We start from the raw sequence: 19,378 nt of genomic DNA, 5'->3' as shown, positions 1-19,378 counted from the left end.
GTGAGCGGGTGAGCGGCGTCGGGAGCGAGTGACATCAGCATGTAGTGGTGTCAGTCGTCGCTGATGTGAAAATATCAGTCCATGATGACGTCAGCCACCACTGACCTGATCCGGGTTCTCGCCGACCCGCTCAGGCTGCAGATCGTGACCCTGCTCGCGCACGAGACCCTGTGCACCACCCACCTCGTACAGGAGACGGGGGCGCGGCAGACGAACCTCTCCAACCATCTGAAGGTCCTGCGCGAGGCCGGTGTGGTGGAGACGGAGCCGTGCGGCCGGTTCACGTACTACAGGCTGCGGCCCGAGGTCGTCGAGGCGCTCGCCGGCTCCTTCGGTGAGCTGGCCGCGGCCGCCCGTACGACCGTCGAGACCGGCCGGAAGCGGGCCTGCTGATGACCGCGACCGAACCGGGCGCCGCCGCCGCGCCGCCACAGAGCGGCGGCGACGGCTCGATCGTCGCCAAGCTGTCCACGCTCGACCGGTTCCTCGCCGTGTGGATCCTGATCGCCATGGGTCTCGGGCTGGGGCTCGGCCGGCTGATCCCGGGGCTCGACGACGCTCTCGCCGAGGTCGAGATCGGCGGCATCTCGCTGCCGATCGCCGTCGGCCTGCTGGTCATGATGTATCCGGTCCTGGCCAAGGTCCGTTACGACAGGCTCGACGCCGTCACCGGCGACCGCAGACTCATGGTGTCGTCCCTGGTCATCAACTGGATCGTCGGGCCCGCCGTCATGTTCGCGCTGGCCTGGATCTTCCTTCCCGATCTGCCCGAGTACCGCACCGGTCTGATCATCGTCGGCCTGGCCCGCTGCATCGCCATGGTCATCATCTGGAACGACCTGGCCTGCGGCGACCGGGAAGCCGCCGCCGTGCTCGTGGCGCTCAACTCGGTCTTCCAGGTCGTCGCGTTCGGGGTGCTGGGCTGGTTCTACCTCGACCTGCTGCCCGGTTGGCTCGGCCTCGGCGACGGCCAGGAGCTCGACATCTCCATGGGGAAGATCGCCCTCAATGTCGTCGTCTTCCTCGGCGTCCCGCTGCTGGCCGGCTTACTGACGCGCCGCGTCGGCGAGAAGAGGATGGGGCGTGACGGCTACGAGGCGAAGTTCCTGCCGCGGATCGGCCCATGGGCCCTGTACGGGCTGCTCTTCACGATCGTCATCCTCTTCGCGCTCCAGGGCGGAACCATCACCTCCCGGCCGCTGGACGTCGTCCGCATCGCGGTGCCGCTGCTGGTCTACTTCGCGGTGATGTGGTTCGGCACGTTTCTGCTCGGCAGGACCATCGGTCTCGGCTACGACCGCACCGCGACGCTGGCCTTCACGGCCGCCGGCAACAATTTCGAGCTGGCCATCGCGGTCGCCATCGCCACGTTCGGGGTGACGTCGGGGCAGGCGCTGTCCGGTGTGGTCGGGCCGCTGATCGAGGTTCCGGTCCTGATCGCCCTGGTGTACGTGTCGCTGGCCTGGCGCAAGAGGTTCGCGCCGCGCTCCTGAGCGTGTGGGGCGTGCGTACGGGAGAAGGCGGGCGGCCGACGCTCTACGGCCGGGAGGTCCGCAGCATCTGGCCCATGGCGGCGAGCACGGACGGCTCGACGCGGTAGTAGACCCAGGTGCCGCGCCGCTCGGAGGTGAGCAGGCCGGCTTCCTTCAGCTTCTTCAGGTGGTGGGAGACGGTCGGCTGCGAGACCCCCACGTCGGAGATGTCGCAGACGCACGCCTCGCCACCCTCGTGCGAGGCGACCAGTGAGAACAGCCTCAGCCGGACCGGATCGCCGAGCGCCTTGAACATCCCGGCCGTGCGTACGGCCTCCTCGGCGGTCAGCGGACGCTCGGTCAGCGGCGGGCAGCACGGAGCGGCCTCCGGCTCCAGCAGCGGCAACACCTTGGCATTCGACATACGTCTATGTTGACATGCGTCGAACCAACGGCGGCTGATGGATCCGGTTCGATGGATGTCTATGTTGACGTTCATCGAAGCAAGGGGGATGCTGGCCGGGCAATCCATCGATGGAAGTCGAAACAACAAGGGGAGTCGACGTGACTGTGCCGACCGCTGACGTGTCCGCAACCGCCCTGCCCACCGTGGTGATCGGGGCGGGCCCGATCGGTCTCGCCGCCGCGGCCCACCTCGTCGAGCGCGGCATCGAACCCCTGGTCCTGGAGGCCGGTCCGCGCGCCGCGTCCGCCGTGCGCGAGTGGAGCCACGTACGGCTGTTCTCCACCTGGTCCGAGCTCGTCGACCCGGCCGCCGAGAAGCTCCTCGCCCCCACGGGCTGGACGGCGCCCGACGGTGCCGCGTATCCCTCCGGCGGCGACTGGGCCGAGCGCTGCCTTCAGCCGCTCGCCGACGCGCTGGGCAGCAGGGTCCGTTACGGGGCCCGGGTCACCGGCGTCTCCCGCCTCGGCCGCGACCGCGTCGTCGACGCCGACCGTGCGGCACAGCCCTTCACCGTCCACCTCGCGCTCGCCGACGGCACCGAGGAGCGGATCACCGCCCGCGCCGTCATCGACGCGTCCGGTACGTGGACCGGCCCCGGCCCGATCGGCGCCGACGGCCTCCCCGCACTCGGCGAGCGCGCGGCCACGGAGCGCATCTCGTACCGGGTGCCCGACCTCGACGACCCGGCCGTGCGCAGCCGGTACGCGGGCCGGCGCACCGCTGTCATCGGCTCCGGCGCCTCCGCGTTCACCGCCCTCGCGTATCTGGCCGGCCTCGCCGAGGACGTTCCCGGCACCCACGTCGTATGGATTCTGCGGCGCGGCATCAGCGGCTCCACCTTCGGCGGCGGCACCGCCGACCAGCTCCCGGCCCGCGGCGCCCTCGGCCTCGCTGCCAAGGAGGCCGTCGACGACGGACACGCCGACGCCGTCACCGGGTTCCGCACCACCGCCGTCGAGGGGTTCGGCGACCAACTGGTCCTCGTCGCGGAGGACGGCCGCCGCCTCGACCCCGTGGACGAGGTCATCGCCCTGACCGGCTTCCGCCCCGACACCGGAGTCCTGTCCGAACTGCGCCTCAACCTCGACGAGCGCCTCCAGGCCCCGGTGGAGCTCGCCCCGCTCATCGACCCCAATCAGCACTCCTGCGGCACCGTCTACCCGCACGGCGCCAAGGAACTGGCCCACCCGGAGCAGGACGTCTACGTCGTCGGCATGAAGTCCTACGGCCGCGCCCCGACCTTCCTCGCCATGACCGGCTACGAGCAGGTCCGCTCGGTCGCGGCCGCCCTCGCGGGCGACAGGGAAGCGGCCGAGCGCGTCGAACTGACCCTGCCGGAGACCGGTGTCTGCGGCGGCGCGGGACTCTTCGACGACCCGGACGCGGCCGCGGGTGAGAGCGGCGAGAGCGGCGGGGGCGGCTGCTGTACGGCTCCGGCTACGACTCCGGCTCCGGTTACGGCTCCGGCGGCTTCGCGCACCTTGCAGATCGGCGCCCCCAGCGGCTGTTGCTGAACATTCGGCTCAGTCCGTATCGGGCTCGGGCTCGGGGCGGCGGTATGCGTCGGGGACGACGGCGACCGGGCAGGGCGCGTAGTGCAGCATCGCGTGGTTCACCGGGCCCAAGTGGGTGCCGTGCCATCCGCCGGGCCGCCGCGCGCCGACGACCAGCAGTTCCGCACCCTCGGCGGCTTCGATCAATTCCTGGTGGACCGGCCCCTGCACCACCGACCTGTGGATGGTGACGTCCGGGGCACCGGTCCGGTCCAGCCCCGCCAGTACCTCTTCGAGGTGCTCCTCGGCCTGCCGGTGGTGCGCGGAGGCCGGGGAACCCGAGATGAGCGGATGGACCACCGCGTGGTGGGCGGGGCGGCGCCAGGCCCGTACGGCGACCAGTTCGCCGTGGCGCGAAGCGGCCTGGGCGAGGGCGAAGACGGCGGCCGCCGACGGTTCCGCGGCGTCGCTGATCCCGACCACGACGCGGCCGGACCGCGGCGGGGTGTCCGGTGTCCTCGCCGGGATCACCACGACCGGGCAGTGGGACCGGCCGGCGAGCGCGAGGCTGACGGACCCCAGGAGCATCCCGGCGATCCGGCCGCGGCCGCGGGAGCCGAGGACGACCATGGCCGCCTCGTGGCTCTCCCTGACGAGTGCGGCCACCGGGTCCTCGGGTTCCACGGAGGCCGCCACGGCCACCTCGGGCCCGAGCCGCTGGGCGCGTTCACGGGCGGTGGCGACGAGATGCTCGGCGAGGGCCTTTTCGGTGGGACGCTCGCTGTCGGAGGCGGGGTGCATGCCCTCGTAGCGTTCCCACAGCGAGGCGTGGACGACGCGCAGGGGATGCTGCGAGCGGGCCGCTTCCGCCGCCGCCCAGTCCAGGGCGCGGAGACTGCCCTCTGATCCGTCCACTCCGACGACTACGGGGAGCAGCATCGCTCCCACCGCCTTTCGTACGGATGTTCTACGGTTCGATGGTCAGTACCTGGCCCAGGGGGCGGCGCGGCGTACGTGGCCCCCTCGGTCCATATCCCAGGCGGACGATCATCTGGGCCTGTCCCGTGCCGAAGACCGGGTCGCGCAGCAGCCATCGCAGGTCCGGCCATTCGACGGGCTGGGCCGAGAACGAGGTGGACACCCGGTGGAGCGTGGCCGTGAGCAGGACGCGCTCCAGCGCCTGACCGGCGCGCAGCCAGTCCATGGCGTGGTCGCCCGGGGTGGTCAGCAGGGCCAGTTGCGGCCGCTTCTCGAACGGGACGCGTGGCCGGCCCGGGAGTACGCCGGTGTTCGCGAAGTCGCGGGTGGTGGCTCGTTCGGAGGCGTCGCGGGGGCCGAGGGCGTAGTCGGGGATTCCGTCGACGGGCGCCTCGGTCTTCGTGTTCCGGGTCCAGTGCTCCTGCTCCGCCTTCCGTGCCGGGTCCCCGCGGTTGTACCCCTCGGCGTCCCGGATCAGTTCGAGCACGGTCTCCAGATGCGGCGAGACCAGGAAGGTGAAGTCCGCGCCCTCGACCCGGGCCGCTTCGGTCAGGCGCGCGCGGACGTCCTCGGGGATCGGCTGCTCGTCGAACGGGTAGCGGCTGGTGTGCCGGTCCGGAATCGCGGGGTGGAGAGCGGCGAGCGCTTCGTCCTCGGGCTTGCGCGGAACGTGGGGGCGGACGCCGAACCGGACGGTGGCCAGTACGGCCGGGTCCGACGGTGCGGGCAGCAGCGCGGTGACCGCCTCCAGGCCGTGGTGGGCGGCGGACACCCGCAGATTCAGCAGGGCCGCGCCGCACCCCACGTGCAGTGCACGGGTGGCGGGGTCGGCCTCCGGCAGTGCACGGCGGAGATCTGCCAGGAGCGTGAGGGTCCGGCCGGCGCGGGTGTAGCGGAACTGCCAGGGCTGGGCGTTGTGCATGGAGGGGGCGGCGGTGGCATCGGCGACCAGGCCGGTCAGCGTCGTGTCCTCGAGTGACTGGCTGAGCATCGGGACCCCCGGGAGATCGGGAACGGTCGATGTGTCTCTCCAGCATGGAACAGATCTCGTCCCGGTGGGATGGGCCGTTCGTCCCGCCGCGGGCTCCGGACGGCCCTCGCGCCCCGTACGGCCGCGCAACCGCGCAGCCGACTCGTTGCGACGCGTCGCAACGCCGGGACCACTGGGACTGCTGGGACGTCGTGACGCTGCAACGTCGTACGGTGTCACGCCGCGCCCCTGCGCCGGAACCGTGATGCCATGAAAAGGAGCCCCTGACGAAGGGACCCCCGATCATGGCAGCCGCACTGTCCCCGGCACCGTGCCTGCGTTCCGTGCGGGCCGTGGTCTTCGACACGGACGGAGTGATCACCGACTCCGCCCGGAGCCACGCCGCAGCCTGGAAGAAGGCGTTCGACGCCTGTCTGTCGGCCGTCGGGGGGCAGCGGCCCTTCGATGCCGTCGACGACTACCTGCGGCACGTCGACGGCCGCTCGCGGAGGGACGGTGCGGCGGCGTTCCTGGCATCGAGGGGGCTGGACCTCCCCGAAGGAAGCCCCGACGACCCGCCCGGAACCGCGACCGTGTGGGCGATCGCGGCCCGCAAGGACGAGCTGTTCACGCAGAGCCTGCGTACCGACCCCATCGACGTCTGGCCCGGCACGGTCCGCCTCCTCGACGTGCTGCGCGGCGAACGGATGCCGTGCGCCGCCGTATCCGCGTCCCGGCACGCGACGGAACTGCTGTCGCGGGCCGGCCTCATCGACCGGTTCGACGCCGTGGTCGACGGGAACGAGGCGCATCGGCTGCGGCTGCCGGGAAAGCCGGACCCCGCGCTCTTCGTCGAAGCGGCGAGGCGCCTGCGGGTCCCGGTCCGGGACACGGCCGTGGTGGAGGACGCGCTGGCCGGGGTCGAGGCCGGGCGCCGGGGCGGCTTCGGACTCGTGGTCGGCGTGGACCGTACGGGCGGCCCCACCAGCGCCGCCGAACTGCGCGGCCACGGTGCCGACCTCGTGGTGTCCGATCCGGGGGACCTGCTGACGGCCGGTGACGGCTGATGACGTCGGCCTGGACCTGGTTGTACGAGGGATACGACCCGAGGGAGGAACGGCTGCGGGAGGCGCTGTGCACGCTCGGCAACGGGTACTTCGCCACCCGCGGAGCCGCATCCGAGACACCTGTGACACCTTCGACGCCCGAGACGTCGTCCGAGCCGTGGCCGCACTACCCCGGCACCTACGTGGCGGGCTGCTACAACCGGCTGACCTCCACGGTGCGGGGTCGCCGGGTCGAGAACGAGGACCTGGTCAACCTCCCGAACTGGCTGCCGCTGCACTATCGCATCCACCCTGCCGGTGCCACGCCGGGACCGTGGCTCACCCCGGACCACGAACACCTCGTGGAACACGGTCGGTCACTCGATCTGCGCGACGGCACGCTGACCCGCCGGTCCGTCTACGAGGACGCGGCGGGCCGGCGGCTGCACGTGGAGCAGTGCCGTCTGGTGCACATGGGCGATCCGCATCTCGCCGCCCTGCACACGGTGTTCTGGGCGGAGGGGTGGGCGGGCGTGATCGAGGTGGAGGCGGGGATCGACGGCGGCGTCCGCAACTGCGGCGTCGCGCGGTACCGGGATCTGTCGGACCAGCACCTCACCGGCTGGGTGACCGGCGCGGACGAGGACGGTGTGGTGTCGCTGAAGTGCCGCACGGTGGAGTCGGACATCGGTGTCGCGCTGGCGGCCCGCACGCTGGCGGTGTACGGCGGTGAACCCGGCCCCGACGCCGGCCCCGGCCCTGGACCCGATTCGCACCCCCGCCCCCGGCAGACGGAGAAGACGGTCTTCCAACGGCTGGTGCTGCCGCTGAACCCGGACTCCGACATCACCGCCACCGTCGCCGTCGACAAGACGGTGGCCCTCCACACCACCCGCGACCTCGCGATCGGCAGCCCGCTGCGGGCAGCCGTGGCCGCGGTGCGAAGGGCCCCGGACTTCGCGCAGCTGCTGTCCTCGCACCGGCAGGCCTGGGCCGATCTGTGGGGGCAGGTCCGGCTGGACGTCCCGGGCGAAGCGGGACGCGTTCTCCGGCTGCACCTCTTCCACGTACTGCAGACGCTCTCCCCGCACACCGCCGGACTCGATGTCGGCGTACCGGCCCGAGGGCTGCACGGCGAGGCGTATCGCGGCCATGTCTTCTGGGACGAGCTGTTCGTACTGCCGTTCCTGAATCTGCATCTCCCGGAAGTCTCCCGGGGCCTCCTCGACTACCGCTACCGGAGGCTGCCCGCAGCCTGCCGAGCGGCGCGCGAGGCCGGCCGGGCGGGGGCGATGTATCCCTGGCAGAGCGCCGCCGACGGACGCGAGGAGACCCAGGAACTCCATCTCAACCCGCACTCGGGGCGCTGGCTGCCCGACCGCTCCCGGCTGCAGCACCACGTCGGCTCCGCCGTCGCGTACAACGTGTGGCAGTACTGCCAGGCCACCGGGGACACCGAGTACCTGTACTCCAGGGGTGCGGAGATGTTGCTGCAGATCGCCAGGTTCTGGGCGGACAGCGCCGCATGGGACGAGTCCCTGGCCCGGTATCGCATCCGTGGTGTCGTCGGGCCGGACGAGTACCACGACGCCTATCCGGGAACGGAGGCGGCGGGCCTCGACGACAACACGTACACGAACGTGACAGCGGCCTGGGTTCTGTCACGTTCGACGGAGCTGTACCGGGCCCTGCCCGAGACACGGCGTCGGCGGCTGTGCGACCGGATGCGTCTCGATGCCGCCGAACCGGAACGCTGGGAGGACATCTCCCGCCGGCTGCATGTGCCGTATCACCGGGGCGTCATCAGCCAGTTCGCCGGTTACGGGGAGCTGGAGGAGTTCGACTGGGAGGGGTACCGGAGGCGGTACGGGGACATCCGGCGGCTGGACCGGATCCTGGAGGCGGAGGGCGACACGGTCAACCGCTACCAGGCGTCCAAGCAGGCCGACGTGCTGATGCTCGGCTACCTCTTCTCGCCGGAAGAACTCGCGGGCCTCTTCCGGCGGCTCGGGTACCCGCTGGACGAGGACACCTGGCGCGCCACCGTCGACTACTACCTCGCTCGTACGAGCCACGGCTCCACGCTCAGCTCCCTGGTCCATGCCTGGGTGCTGGCCCGGGTACGCCGCGAGGCGGCGTGGAAGTACTGCGAGGAGGCCCTGACCGGGGACGTGGCCGACATCCAGGGCGGCACCACCGAAGAAGGCATCCACCTGGGGGCGATGGCGGGCACCCTCGACTTCGTACAGCGCGGAATGACGGGACTGGAGACCCGCGACGACGCACTGTGGCTCGCGCCGGCCCCGCTGCCGCAGCTTTCGAAATTCGGGGTACGGATCCGGTTCCGCCGCCACTGGGACGTGGACCTGCGCCTCCGTTCCCAGCGGCTCCGGATCGCCGTACCGGACTCGCACCACCCGGCCGTCCGGGTCGTCCTGGGAGGCCACACCCATGTGATCACACCCGGTACGGCCCGATGGCTCGATCTGCCCCCGACCCGGCACAGCCCTCCACCGCCGGGCCCTTAGCCGCCCGGCCCTCGGCGTCGGGCGAGTCCGCACAGACCGCCCGGCCGGACGAGTCCGCACAGTCCCCCCGGTCCGACGGCCGGGTCACCCCGAGCCGTGTGACCAGGTGGTGCCAGCCTTCCTCCAGGCGCTCCAGCGGTATGCCGCGCTCCTGCGTGAGGTGGTGGACGAGAGCGGTGTCGATGGACGCGAGCAGGGTGTGCGCGAGCAGGTCCGGGTCGCCCGCCACCTGCGCCCCACGCAGCAGCATCGTGATGTGGCTGAGCCGCAGACGGCTCGCCGGGACGGTGTAGGTGCGCAGCGGGTCGGTCCGGCCGGCCAGGATCAGGGGGTGGTGATCGCGTTCGTGGCGCAGGACGGCGGGCCCGAAGGCGTGCAGCCGCTCCGCCGCGGGCGCGTCGGGGCCCAGGGGCGGCGGCCCCGAGAGGAAGGCGGCCTGCAACTGCACCTCCCGGTGGTCCAGGAGTGCGATCAGGAGCCCCGCGCGGTCGCCGAAGCGCCGGAAGACGGTGCCTTTGCCGACTCCCGCGGCGGCAGCCACCGACTCCATGGTCAGGTTCGCCGCTCCGCACTGGGTCATCAGCCGGGAGGCCGCGTCCAGCAGGCGGGTGCGATTGCGTGCGGCGTCCGCCCGTAGCTGCGGCGGTTCATCGGTCGGGGCGAGGGGGAGAGTCGCCCGTGCCTCGCCGGGGTCGGACGGTCTGAGCGGCGGGATATCGGGACCGGTCATGGACTCAGAGTAGCGCCCGGAGGGGAAAAGTGGACCGCGGTCCGGTTAAGTGGTACAAATTTCAACGGACCCTGGTCCGCTTGAAACCGTTCCGAAGTCTCCGCCCTCTGGGAGTTCCTCATGTCTGTACGCATCCTCGCGCTCGTCGGCAGCCTCCGCGCCGGCTCGCACAACCGCCAGCTCGCCGAAGCCGCCGCCAAGCACGCCCCCGAGGGCGTCGACATCGAGCTGTACGAGGGCCTGGCCGACGTGCCCTTCTACAACGAGGACACCGATGTCGAGGCAGGCGTCCCGGCCGCTGCCGTCCAGCTGCGCGAGGTGGCCGGCCGGGCCGACGCCTTCCTGCTGTTCTCGCCCGAGTACAACGGCACCATGCCGGCCGTCCTGAAGAACGCCATCGACTGGCTGTCCCGCCCGTTCGGTGCCGGCGCCATCTCCGGCAAGCCGGTCGCCGTGGTCGGCACCGCCTTCGGTCAGTACGGCGGCGTGTGGGCGCAGGACGATGCCCGCAAGTCCGCCGGGATCGCGGGCGGTGTGGTCCTGGAGGACGTCAAGCTGTCCATCCCCGGCTCCGTGACGCGCTTCGCGGACACGCACCCCGCCGATGACGCCGAGGTCGTCACCGCGCTCACCGAGGTCATCCGCCAGGTGACCGAGCAGGCCGCGTCCGCCGCTGCCTGATCCCGCCACGTGCGGCGGCGGCCCGCCGAGGATGCCGCGCCGCCGCCGCACGAAGCCGTACCGCGCAAGCGCGGGCGGGCCCGGCTCATCGGCCACTCCGTCCCGAACGCCCGCCCCGGCCCGCGAGGAACTCCTGGTTCAGGGCCACACCAGGCAGTACGCCTGATGCCCCGCATCGTGCAGGCGGTGGCTGAAGTCCTGCCATTCGTGCAGCAGTTGATAGACGTTGAACGCGTCGCGCGGGCCGCCCCGGTCCGGGACCGTGGACCAGATGAAGGCTGCGGCGCCCACCGACTCGTCGCCGACGCCGCGCAGCGGGTCGACGACCGTCATCGGAAGCTTGACCACCGCGTAATCGGGGTGGAGTACGACCAGTTCCAGCGGGGGGACCTTGTGCAGGGGTACGCCCTGGATGCCGGTGAGGATCATCGCCGCCACCGTCTCCGGCTTGATCTTCGTGAACATGCCGCCCATGCCCAGTTCGTCGCCCCCGAGCTCCTCGGGGCGCATCGAAATGGGCACGCGTGCCGCAGTGGCCCCGTCGGGGGCACCGAAGTACTTGTAGGTCACCCCCACCCGGCCACTACTCCTGCTTCCGGCTCCGCCACCCTGCGCACCACCGGCCTGTATGCCCTGTCTGCGCTCTGCCTCACGCCGGTGCCGACCCCGCCGGGCAGGCTCGGGCCCCAAGTCGTCGGTCCCTTCGCCCACTCCGCCACCGCGATGCATATCTCATCCACCCGACTACTACTTAGGAGACGCAGCCCCCGCCGCGCAACCCGATCATCGTGTCAGTGACCTCCCCCACGGGCGCGCGGTGAAACACCTGTCCGCAAGACCGTCCGTGGCTCGGACACCATGGCTTGTGTGAGCTTTCCCTGTGTCGCCCAGTTTCGCAGACGCGAGGGGGCCGATGCCCGGTCGTCGCGCGACGGATGTGCTCGCCGGGCTTTCGGTGGCCGGAATCTTTCGCGCCCGGCCGTGTACGGGCGCTGTCCTACCCTGGGGAGGTCACTAGCCCCCCGGAGTCGGAGAAGTCGCAGGTCATGACCGAACTGCCTTATCAATATGAAGCCCCAGTTTCGCAGACGCTTTTCGACCGCGCGTCCCTCGTGACGCCCGGCGGCGTCAACTCTCCCGTCCGTGCCTTCCGGGCCGTGGGCGGTACGCCCCGCTTCATGGTGTCCGGTACCGGTCCGTACCTCACCGACGCCGACGGCCGTGAGTATGTCGACCTCGTGTGCTCGTGGGGGCCGATGATCCTCGGCCATGCCCACCCCGAGGTCATCGCCGCGGTCCAGGAGGCGGTCGGCCGCGGCACCTCGTTCGGTACGCCCGGGGAGGGCGAGGTCGCGCTCGCCGAGGAGATCGTGGCCCGGGTCGAGCCCGTGGAGCAGCTGCGGCTGGTGTCGTCCGGCACCGAGGCGACCATGTCCGCGATCCGTCTCGCCCGCGGGTTCACCGGCCGGGCCAAGGTGGTGAAGTTCGCCGGCTGCTACCACGGCCACGTCGACGCGCTGCTCGCCGCCGCCGGGTCCGGGGTCGCGACCTTCGGCCTTCCGGACACCCCGGGGGTCACCGGCGCCCAGGCCGGCGACACGATCGTGCTGCCGTACAACGACCTGGACGCCGTGCGGGAGGCGTTCGCCGCGCAGCCCGGCGAGATCGCCTGCGTCATCACCGAGGCGTCGCCGGGCAACATGGGTGTCGTACCGCCGCTGGACGGTTTCAACGCCGGGCTCAAGGAGATCTGCGCCGCCAACGGTGCGCTCTACATCTCCGACGAGGTCATGACCGGATTCCGTACCTCGAAGGCCGGCTGGTTCGGCGTCGACGGGGTGCGGCCCGACCTGATGACCTTCGGCAAGGTCATGGGCGGCGGCTTCCCGGCCGCGGCCTTCGGCGGGCGTGCGGACGTGATGGCGCACCTCGCCCCGGCCGGCCCCGTCTACCAGGCGGGCACCCTCTCCGGGAACCCGGTCGCCACCGCCGCCGGTCTCGCGCAGCTGCGGCTGCTCGACGACGCGGCGTACGCCAAGGTGGACGCGGTCTCCGCGGAGATCCGCGGCCTGGTCAGCGAGGCGCTCGCCAAGGAAGGCGTGGCGCACACCGTGCAGACGGCGAGCAACATGTTCTCCGTCTTCTTCACCGACGGGCCGGTGCGGAACTACGAGGACGCGAAGCAGCAGGAAGCTTTCCGCTTCACCGCCTTCTTCCACTCGCTGCTGTCGCAGGGCGTCTACCTGCCGCCGTCCGCCTTCGAGTCCTGGTTCGTCTCCACGGCCCACGACACGCAGGCCGTCGAGCGCATCGCCGCCGCCCTGCCCGCCGCTGCCCGCGCCGCATCGGAGGCCACCGCATGAGCGGGAACGGACCCCGCAAGGACGTCACCGTCGTCCATCTGATGCGCCACGGAGAGGTGCACAACCCGGAGGGCGTGCTGTACGGGCGCCGCCCCGGCTACCACCTCTCCGAGCTGGGCCGGCAGATGGCGGACCGGGTCGCCGAGCACCTGAAGGACCGCGACATCACCCATGTCGTCGCCTCCCCGCTGGAGCGGGCCCAGGAGACCGCCACGCCGATCGCCAAGACGCACGGCCTCGACCTGGCCACCGACGAGCGGCTCATCGAGGCCGCCAACGTCTTCGAGGGCAAGACCTTCGGGGTCGGTGACGGGGCGCTGCGCAAGCCGGACAACTGGAAGCACCTGACGAATCCGTTCCGGCCGTCGTGGGGCGAGCCGTACATCGAGCAGGTCGTACGGATGATGGGCGCCCTGGACGCCGCGCGTGACGCGGCGCGCGGTCACGAGGCGGTGTGTGTCAGCCATCAGCTGCCGATCTGGATCGTGCGGAGCTTCGTGGAGCGGCGGCGGCTGTGGCACGACCCGCGCAAGCGGCAGTGCACGCTCGCGTCGCTGACCAGCTTCACGTACCAGGGCGACAAGATCGTGTCGGTCGGGTACGCGGAGCCGGCGCGGGATCTGGTGCCGGCTCATCTGCGGGCCGGGGCGAAGCCGGTGAAGGGGAAGTCGAAGGCGTTCGGCGCGTAGCCGGCCCGGGGCCGGCGGTGGGGGTGCGCCGGGCCCCGGCCTGCCGGTCTTCCCGGTCGTCCGGTTGCCGTTCTGTCCTCAATCGCCGGACGGGCTTGATTTTCCGCCCGTCCGGCGATTTTTGCTGCCGTCCCGAGGCAGGCGATTCTGCTGCCGCCTCGGGACCGGGGACCGAGTCCCCTTCAGCGGTTGATCACTTCGTCGGCGGTTGAGCCCTGCTCCCGCCGCGGCCGGCTCGCTCAGCCATACGTTCGGTCACGGCCGAGGTCTGGTCGCGCAAAGAAAAATATGCTAATCAGAGGAACCTCTGCGCTGCTTCCCTCATCTAAGCCTTTGTCAGTTTGTATGGACTTGAGGCAAGGCGACCGCAGATGGGGAACTCATGCGCGACATCAGCCGAAGGGGTCTGCTCGGAGCCGGGCTTGGGGCCGCGGCCGCCATCGGTCTGACGGGGTGCGGTTCCTCCGGCACGGGCCGGCCGGGCGCTGATACGGGGGAGAAGGGCGCCGACGGGCACACCCGGGGGACCGGGCCCGCCAAGAAGGACGTCCGGGAGATCGGCGACGGTTCCACCGCGGACACCGGGAAGCAGCCGCACCAGCCCGCCGCGCCGGTTCCGCTCGAACCCGGGCAGAAGCCGCCGCAGTTCGTGATCTTTTCCTGGGACGGGGCGGGCGAGGTCGGCAACGGGCTCTTCCCGCGCTTTCTGGAACTCGCCAAGGATCACAACGCGGCGATGACCTTCTTCCTCTCCGGCATCTATCTGCTGCCCGAGTCCAAGAAGACCGTCTACCGGCCGCCCAACAACCCGGTCGGCGCTTCCGACATCGGATATCTCACCGATGACCACATCAAGCAGACGCTGAAGTACGTCCGGCAGGCCTGGCTCGACGGGCACGAGATCGGCACCCACTTCAACGGACATTTCTGCGGCGGTTCCGGATCGGTCGCGAACTGGTCGCCCTCCCAGTGGCGGAGCGAAATCGATCAGGCGGTCTCCTTCGTCACCGAATGGCGCACCAACACCGGCTGGACCGACCTCGATCCGCTGCCTTTCGACTACCGTAAGGAACTGGTCGGCGGCCGCACTCCCTGCCTGCTCGGCCAGGACAATCTGCTGCCCACGGCGCGCAAGCTCGGCTGGCGCTACGACGCCAGCTCGCCCGGTGGCACTCAGGTGTGGCCCCAGAAGCGTCAGGGCCTCTGGGACCTGCCGCTGCAGGGCATGCCGTTCCCGGGGCACTCCTTCGAAGTCCTTTCGATGGACTACAACATCCTCGCCAACCAGTCGCTGAATTCGACCAAGGGCATGCCCTCGCGTTATCCGGGCTGGCGCAAGCAGGCCACCCAGTCGTATCTCGCCGGTTTCAGCCGTGCGTACACGACGAATCGCGCGCCCTTCTACGTCGGAAACCACTTCGAGGAGTGGAACGGCGGCATCTATATGGATGCGGTCGAGGAAGCGCTCAAGAAAATCGCGGGGAAGCCGGATGTGCGGCTCGTCTCCTTCAAACAGTTCGTCGACTGGCTCGACGTCCAGACCCCGGCCGTGCTCGACAAGCTCCGTACGCTGAGCGTCGGACAGGCGCCCGAAGGCGGCTGGAACGCTTTCTTTAAACGGGCCTGACAACGGGCTTTACGGGCACCGAGGGGGGTGCCCGAGATCGCCGCAACCGCCATGCGAAACTTTTCACATGAGCTATGGCCGCGCACCTCGACGCCGCTTCACCCTGCTCGCCGCCCCCGCAGCGGTCGTCGCACTCGCACTCACGCTGACGGCGTGCGGTGGCGACGACAACAAGGTGGGTGGCGGCGGCAATACGAACTTCGTCACGGGCAGTGGCGGAATCTCCACCGTGGCCAAGGGCGACCGCAAGGCCGCCCCGAAGCTCGACGGTGAGACCCTCGACGGCAAGCAGCTCGACGTCGCCGACTACAAGGGCAAGGTCGTCGTACTGAACATGTGGGGCTCGTGGTGCGGGCCCTGCCGTCTGGAGGCCCAGTACTTCGCGAGGGTGGCGAAGGAGACGAAGGACAAGGGCGTCCAGTTCGTCGGGATCAACACGCGCGACGCCCAGAAGGGCCCCGCGCTGAGCTTCGAGAAGGATTACGGGGTCCCCTACCCGAGCCTCTTCGATCCGACCGGCAAGCTCATGCTCCGCTTCCCCAAGGGCACGCTGCGTCCGCAGGCCATTCCGTCGACCGTGGTGCTCGACCGGGACGGGAAGATCGCCGCTCGTTCCCTGACCGCGCTCGACTCCGACAAGCTGCACAAGATGATCGACCCGCTGATCGCGGAGAAGTGATTCCGTGCTCACCCTTGCCGCGCTCCAGGGCGAGAACCTGACCGTCCAGAACGGGGCGTTGGTCGTCGCCCTGCCCATCGCCGTACTCGGCGGACTCGTCTCGTTCTTCTCGCCGTGCGTCCTGCCGCTCGTGCCCGGCTATCTCTCGTACGTCACCGGCGTCACCGGTACGGACCTGGCGCAGGCCAGGCGGGGGCGGATGGTCGCGGGCGCCTCGCTCTTCGTGCTCGGCTTCACCGCCGTGTTCGTCTCCGGCGGCGCGCTCTTCGGCTTCTTCGGCCAGACCCTCCAGGAGCACAGCGGGACGCTCTCCAAAATCCTCGGTGTGCTGATGATCCTGATGGGGATCTTCTTCATGGGCCTGATGCCGTGGATGACGCAGCGCGAATTCCGTATCCACAAGAGACCGGTGACCGGCCTGGTGGGCGCACCGCTGCTGGGCGCCCTCTTCGGGATCGGCTGGACCCCGTGCCTCGGCCCGACGCTCAGCTCGGTGAGTTTCCTCGCGATGCAGCAGGGCACCGCCGGACGCGGGGCGATACTGACCGTCGCGTACTGCCTCGGGCTCGGTCTGCCCTTCGTGCTCGCGGCGGTCGCCTTCCGCAAGGCGCTCGGCGCCTTCGGCTGGGTCAAGCGCCACTACGCATGGGTCATGCGGATCGGCGGCGTCATGATGATCGCGACCGGGCTGCTCCTGCTGACCGGCGTCTGGGACACCATGATGCAGGAATTGCAGGGCTGGTCCAACGGCTTCACTGTGGGGATCTGAGTTCCATGAGCGACACCAAGTCCAACCCGGCCCCGGAGCGCGAGCACCGGGACGAGCGGGAGATCCGGGACGAGCAGGACCGGGAGAACGCCCGCGAACTGGGCGCGGCCGGCTCCCAGCTCTCGACCGCCCCGCGCGAGGAGGCCGCGGCCACCCTGCCGGCCATGGGCGTCATCGGCTGGGCCCGCTGGTTCTGGCGGCAGCTCACCTCGATGCGGGTCGCGCTGATCCTGCTCTTCCTGCTGTCGCTCGGTGCCATCCCCGGCTCGCTGATCCCGCAGAACAGCGTGGACGAAACGAAGGTGCAGACCTTCAAGGACGCCCACACCACCGTCACGCCGATCTACGAGAAGCTCCAGTTCTTCGACGTCTACAGCTCGGTGTGGTTCTCCGCGATCTACATCCTGCTGTTCGTCTCGCTCATCGGCTGCATCGTGCCGCGCACCGGCCAGTTCATCGACCAGCTGCGCAGCCGCCCGCCGGGCGCCCCCAAGCGCCTGACCCGGCTGCCCGCGTACACCACGTGGCGCACCGAGGCCGAGCCCGAGCAGGTCCGCGAGGCCGCGCTCGCCATGATGCGCAGGCGCCGCTACCGCGCGCACACCGCGGGGGACGCGGTCGCCGCCGAGAAGGGCTATCTGCGCGAGGCCGGGAACCTGATCTTCCACATCGCGCTGATCGTGATGCTGGTGGCCTTCGCCTTCGGACAGCTCTTCAAGTTCGAGGGCGCCAAGCTGATCGTCGAGGGCGACGGCTTCTCCAACACGCTGCCCCAGTACGACGACTTCAAGTCCGGTTCGCTGTTCGACACCGACGAGCTCGCCCCGTTCAGCTTCAAGCTCGACAAGTTCATCGGCACGTACGAGCGCAACGGCCCCCAGATCGGTACGCCCCGGACCTACGAGGCCCATGTGACGTACTCGAAGGGCGCCTACGGCAAGCCGCGGAAGACCGTCATCAAGGTCAACGAACCGCTGGTCGTCGACGGCACGAAGGTCTACCTGAACGCGCACGGCTACGCGCCCGTCGTCTCTGTCAAGGACGGCAGCGGCAAGGAGGTCTACCGGAACGCCGTGCCGCTGCTGCCCATCGACAACAACGTCACCTCGACCGGCGCGATCAAGGTCATGGACGGCTACCGCGACAAGAACGGCAAGAAGACCCAGCTGGGCTTCCAGGCCTTCTTCGTGCCGACCTTCGCGGGCGACGGCAAGGGCACGATGTTCTCGCAGTTCCCGGCCGCCGACATGCCGGTGCTCGCCCTCAACGGCTACCAGGGCAGCCTCGGCGTCGACTCCGGACTGCCGCAGAACGTGTACCAGCTGGACAGGTCCAAGATGACGGAGTTCAAGGACAGCAAGGGCAAGCAGCTCAAGCAGCGGCTGGCGGTCGGCGACACGATGAAGCTTCCCGACGGCGCCGGTTCGATCACCTTCGAGGGCGTCGAGGAGTGGGCCAGCTTCCAGATCTCCGAGCAGCCCGCCAGCGGCTGGGCGCTCACCGGGGCCGTCGCCGCGATCGCCGGACTCGCGGGTTCCCTGTTCATCCAGCGGCGCCGGGTCTGGGTGCGGGCCGTACGCGGTGCGGACGGCGTCACCGTCGTCGAAATGGCGGGTCTCGGCCGCAGCGAGTCCGCGAAGCTTCCCGAGGAGCTGGCCGATCTCGCGGTCACGCTATTCGCCGTGGCGCCCACCGCGCCCGGCCCCGACACCGACCCCGGATCCGACCCCGGCTCCGCTTCCGACTCCGACTCCGTCGAAGAATCCTCCGTAGAACCTGCCGAAGGGGCTGAGAAGTGAATCTCGCCGCCGCTACCAACGAGAACCTGGCGCACACCAGCAATGTGCTGATCTATTCGTCGATGGCCGTCTACACCCTGGCCTTCTTCGCGCACATCGCGGAATGGGTGTTCGGCAGCCGCAGCAAGGTCGGCCGCACCGCCGCCGCCCTGACCGACGCCGAGGCCCAGGGCGCCGGGGCCTCGGTGAAGGTGCAGGTCGCGCAGCAGGGCGGCGCCACCGCCGTACTGGACCGCCCGAAGATCATCACGCGCTCCGCTGCCGGTTCCCGCGACGTCCCGGACGGGCCCGGCGCGGCCGGTGGCACGTTCAAGGGCGACCTGTACGGACGCATGGCGGTCTCCATGACCGTGCTCGCCTTCCTCGTGCAGGCCGGCGGAGTCCTCGCCCGCGCGCTGTCCGTGCAGCGTGCCCCGTGGGGCAACATGTACGAGTTCTCCATCACCTTCTCCACGGTGGCGGTCGGCGCGTACCTGACCCTCCTCGCGCTGAAGAAGAACGTCCGCTGGATGGGGCTGCTCCTGGTCACCACCGTCCTGCTGGACCTCGGCATCGCGACCACGGTGCTCTACACCTCCAGCGACCAGCTGGTGCCCGCACTGCACTCGTACTGGCTGTGGATCCACGTCTCCACCGCCATCATCTGCGGCGCCGTCTTCTACATCGGCGCGGTCGCCACCCTGCTCTACCTCTTCCGTGACAGCTACGAGAGCAAGCTCGCCAACGGCGTGCAGCCCGGTTCGTTCGCGCAGTCCGTGCTCTCCCGGCTGCCCGCCGCCGCGACGCTCGACAAGTTCTCGTACCGCATCAACGCCGCCGTCTTCCCGCTGTGGACGTTCACGATCATCGCGGGCGCCATCTGGGCGGGCGACGCATGGGGCCGCTACTGGGGCTGGGACCCCAAGGAGGTCTGGTCCTTCATCACCTGGGTCGCGTACGCCTGCTACCTGCACGCCCGCGCCACCGCCGGCTGGAAGGGCCGCAAGGCCGCCTACCTGGCCCTCATCGCCTTCGGCTGCTGGCTCTTCAATTACTACGGCGTGAACATCTTCGTCACCGGCAAGCACTCCTACGCCGGGGTCTGACCG

General features: G+C 70.2%; 17 protein-coding genes and 1 pseudogene. 13 read left to right on the top strand and 5 right to left on the bottom strand.

From position 1 onward, the window contains the following. Window positions 1-81 precede the first annotated feature (81 nt). On the top strand, window positions 82-393 hold the full coding sequence (locus tag ACFVV1_RS08095) for an ArsR/SmtB family transcription factor (protein ID WP_389986181.1): 312 nt from the start codon (window positions 82-84) through the stop codon (window positions 391-393). Further along, window positions 393-1,493, top strand: a complete 1,101-nt coding sequence (gene arsB, locus ACFVV1_RS08090; RefSeq protein ID WP_389986178.1) for an ACR3 family arsenite efflux transporter — start codon at window positions 393-395, stop codon at window positions 1,491-1,493. Before ACFVV1_RS08095 ends, arsB begins: the two co-directional genes overlap by 1 nt. 43 nt (window positions 1,494-1,536) lie before the next feature. On the opposite strand, the gene ACFVV1_RS08085 is transcribed toward arsB, so the two are convergent. Next, window positions 1,537-1,896 carry an ArsR/SmtB family transcription factor gene (locus tag ACFVV1_RS08085; protein ID WP_389986176.1) on the bottom strand — a complete coding sequence of 120 codons (360 nt, stop codon included), beginning with the start codon at window positions 1,894-1,896 and terminating at the stop codon, window positions 1,537-1,539. 140 nt (window positions 1,897-2,036) lie between these two features. Here ACFVV1_RS08085 and ACFVV1_RS08080 point away from each other — a divergent pair, with 140 nt between their 5' ends. Beyond that, a complete protein-coding gene (locus ACFVV1_RS08080; protein ID WP_389986173.1) occupies window positions 2,037-3,452 on the top strand; it encodes an NAD(P)-binding domain-containing protein in 1,416 nt (471 codons plus the stop codon). A 9-nt stretch (window positions 3,453-3,461) separates the two neighbouring features. Here the strand turns inward: ACFVV1_RS08080 and ACFVV1_RS08075 are convergent, their stop codons facing one another. Beyond that, on the bottom strand, window positions 3,462-4,370 hold the full coding sequence (locus ACFVV1_RS08075) for a universal stress protein (protein ID WP_389986170.1): 909 nt from the start codon (window positions 4,368-4,370) through the stop codon (window positions 3,462-3,464). A 28-nt stretch (window positions 4,371-4,398) separates the two neighbouring features. After that, window positions 4,399-5,400, bottom strand: coding sequence for an Acg family FMN-binding oxidoreductase (locus ACFVV1_RS08070; protein WP_389986167.1), 1,002 nt, complete (start codon window positions 5,398-5,400; stop codon window positions 4,399-4,401). 284 nt (window positions 5,401-5,684) lie between these two features. Between ACFVV1_RS08070 and ACFVV1_RS08065 the strand changes: the two genes are divergently transcribed. Then, entirely contained in the window at window positions 5,685-6,446 is a 762-nt protein-coding gene (locus ACFVV1_RS08065) for an HAD family hydrolase (RefSeq protein ID WP_389986164.1), read from the top strand. Next, the gene (locus ACFVV1_RS08060; protein ID WP_389986161.1) at window positions 6,446-8,953 is read left to right on the top strand and encodes a glycoside hydrolase family 65 protein; all 2,508 of its coding nucleotides are present in this window, start codon (window positions 6,446-6,448) and stop codon (window positions 8,951-8,953) included. Before ACFVV1_RS08065 ends, ACFVV1_RS08060 begins: the two co-directional genes overlap by 1 nt. Before the next feature lie 88 nt (window positions 8,954-9,041). On the opposite strand, the pseudogene ACFVV1_RS08055 reads toward ACFVV1_RS08060, so the two are convergent. Beyond that, window positions 9,042-9,683: pseudogene (locus ACFVV1_RS08055) on the bottom strand (TetR/AcrR family transcriptional regulator); the annotation flags it as partial. Between the two features lie 120 nt (window positions 9,684-9,803). Here ACFVV1_RS08055 and ACFVV1_RS08050 point away from each other — a divergent pair. Further along, entirely contained in the window at window positions 9,804-10,364 is a 561-nt protein-coding gene (locus tag ACFVV1_RS08050; RefSeq protein ID WP_389986158.1) for an NADPH-dependent FMN reductase, read from the top strand. Between the two features lie 138 nt (window positions 10,365-10,502). Here ACFVV1_RS08050 and ACFVV1_RS08045 read toward each other — a convergent pair whose 3' ends face one another. Continuing rightward, complete coding sequence (locus ACFVV1_RS08045) at window positions 10,503-11,093, bottom strand: hypothetical protein (RefSeq protein WP_389986155.1); 591 nt, start codon at window positions 11,091-11,093, stop codon at window positions 10,503-10,505. 326 nt (window positions 11,094-11,419) lie between these two features. On the opposite strand from ACFVV1_RS08045, the gene hemL reads away from it, so the two are divergent. The 7 genes from hemL to ccsB all read left to right on the top strand — a co-directional run bounded on the left by hemL (window position 11,420) and on the right by ccsB (window position 19,375). After that, window positions 11,420-12,727, top strand: coding sequence for a glutamate-1-semialdehyde 2,1-aminomutase (gene hemL / locus ACFVV1_RS08040; RefSeq protein ID WP_389986394.1), 1,308 nt, complete (start codon window positions 11,420-11,422; stop codon window positions 12,725-12,727). After that, complete coding sequence (locus ACFVV1_RS08035; protein WP_389986152.1) at window positions 12,724-13,416, top strand: histidine phosphatase family protein; 693 nt, start codon at window positions 12,724-12,726, stop codon at window positions 13,414-13,416. The genes hemL and ACFVV1_RS08035 overlap by 4 nt, the downstream gene beginning before the upstream one ends. 382 nt (window positions 13,417-13,798) lie before the next feature. Beyond that, entirely contained in the window at window positions 13,799-15,043 is a 1,245-nt protein-coding gene (locus ACFVV1_RS08030) for a hypothetical protein (protein ID WP_389986149.1), read from the top strand. 67 nt (window positions 15,044-15,110) lie between these two features. After that, entirely contained in the window at window positions 15,111-15,722 is a 612-nt protein-coding gene (locus tag ACFVV1_RS08025; RefSeq protein ID WP_389986146.1) for a TlpA family protein disulfide reductase, read from the top strand. A 4-nt stretch (window positions 15,723-15,726) separates the two neighbouring features. Then, window positions 15,727-16,491, top strand: coding sequence for a cytochrome c biogenesis CcdA family protein (locus ACFVV1_RS08020; RefSeq protein WP_389986143.1), 765 nt, complete (start codon window positions 15,727-15,729; stop codon window positions 16,489-16,491). Between the two features lie 5 nt (window positions 16,492-16,496). Continuing rightward, window positions 16,497-18,290, top strand: coding sequence for a cytochrome c biogenesis protein ResB (locus ACFVV1_RS08015; RefSeq protein ID WP_389986140.1), 1,794 nt, complete (start codon window positions 16,497-16,499; stop codon window positions 18,288-18,290). Continuing rightward, complete coding sequence (gene ccsB, locus ACFVV1_RS08010) at window positions 18,287-19,375, top strand: c-type cytochrome biogenesis protein CcsB (protein WP_389986137.1); 1,089 nt, start codon at window positions 18,287-18,289, stop codon at window positions 19,373-19,375. The genes ACFVV1_RS08015 and ccsB overlap by 4 nt, the downstream gene beginning before the upstream one ends. Window positions 19,376-19,378: the final 3 nt, after the last annotated feature.

It is taken from the genome of Streptomyces sp. NPDC058092 (assembly GCF_042884935.1).
GTDB lineage: Bacteria > Actinomycetota > Actinomycetes > Streptomycetales > Streptomycetaceae > Streptomyces.
Note: the sequence above shows the minus strand (reverse complement) of the source record. Positions and strands in the feature narration are given on the sequence as shown.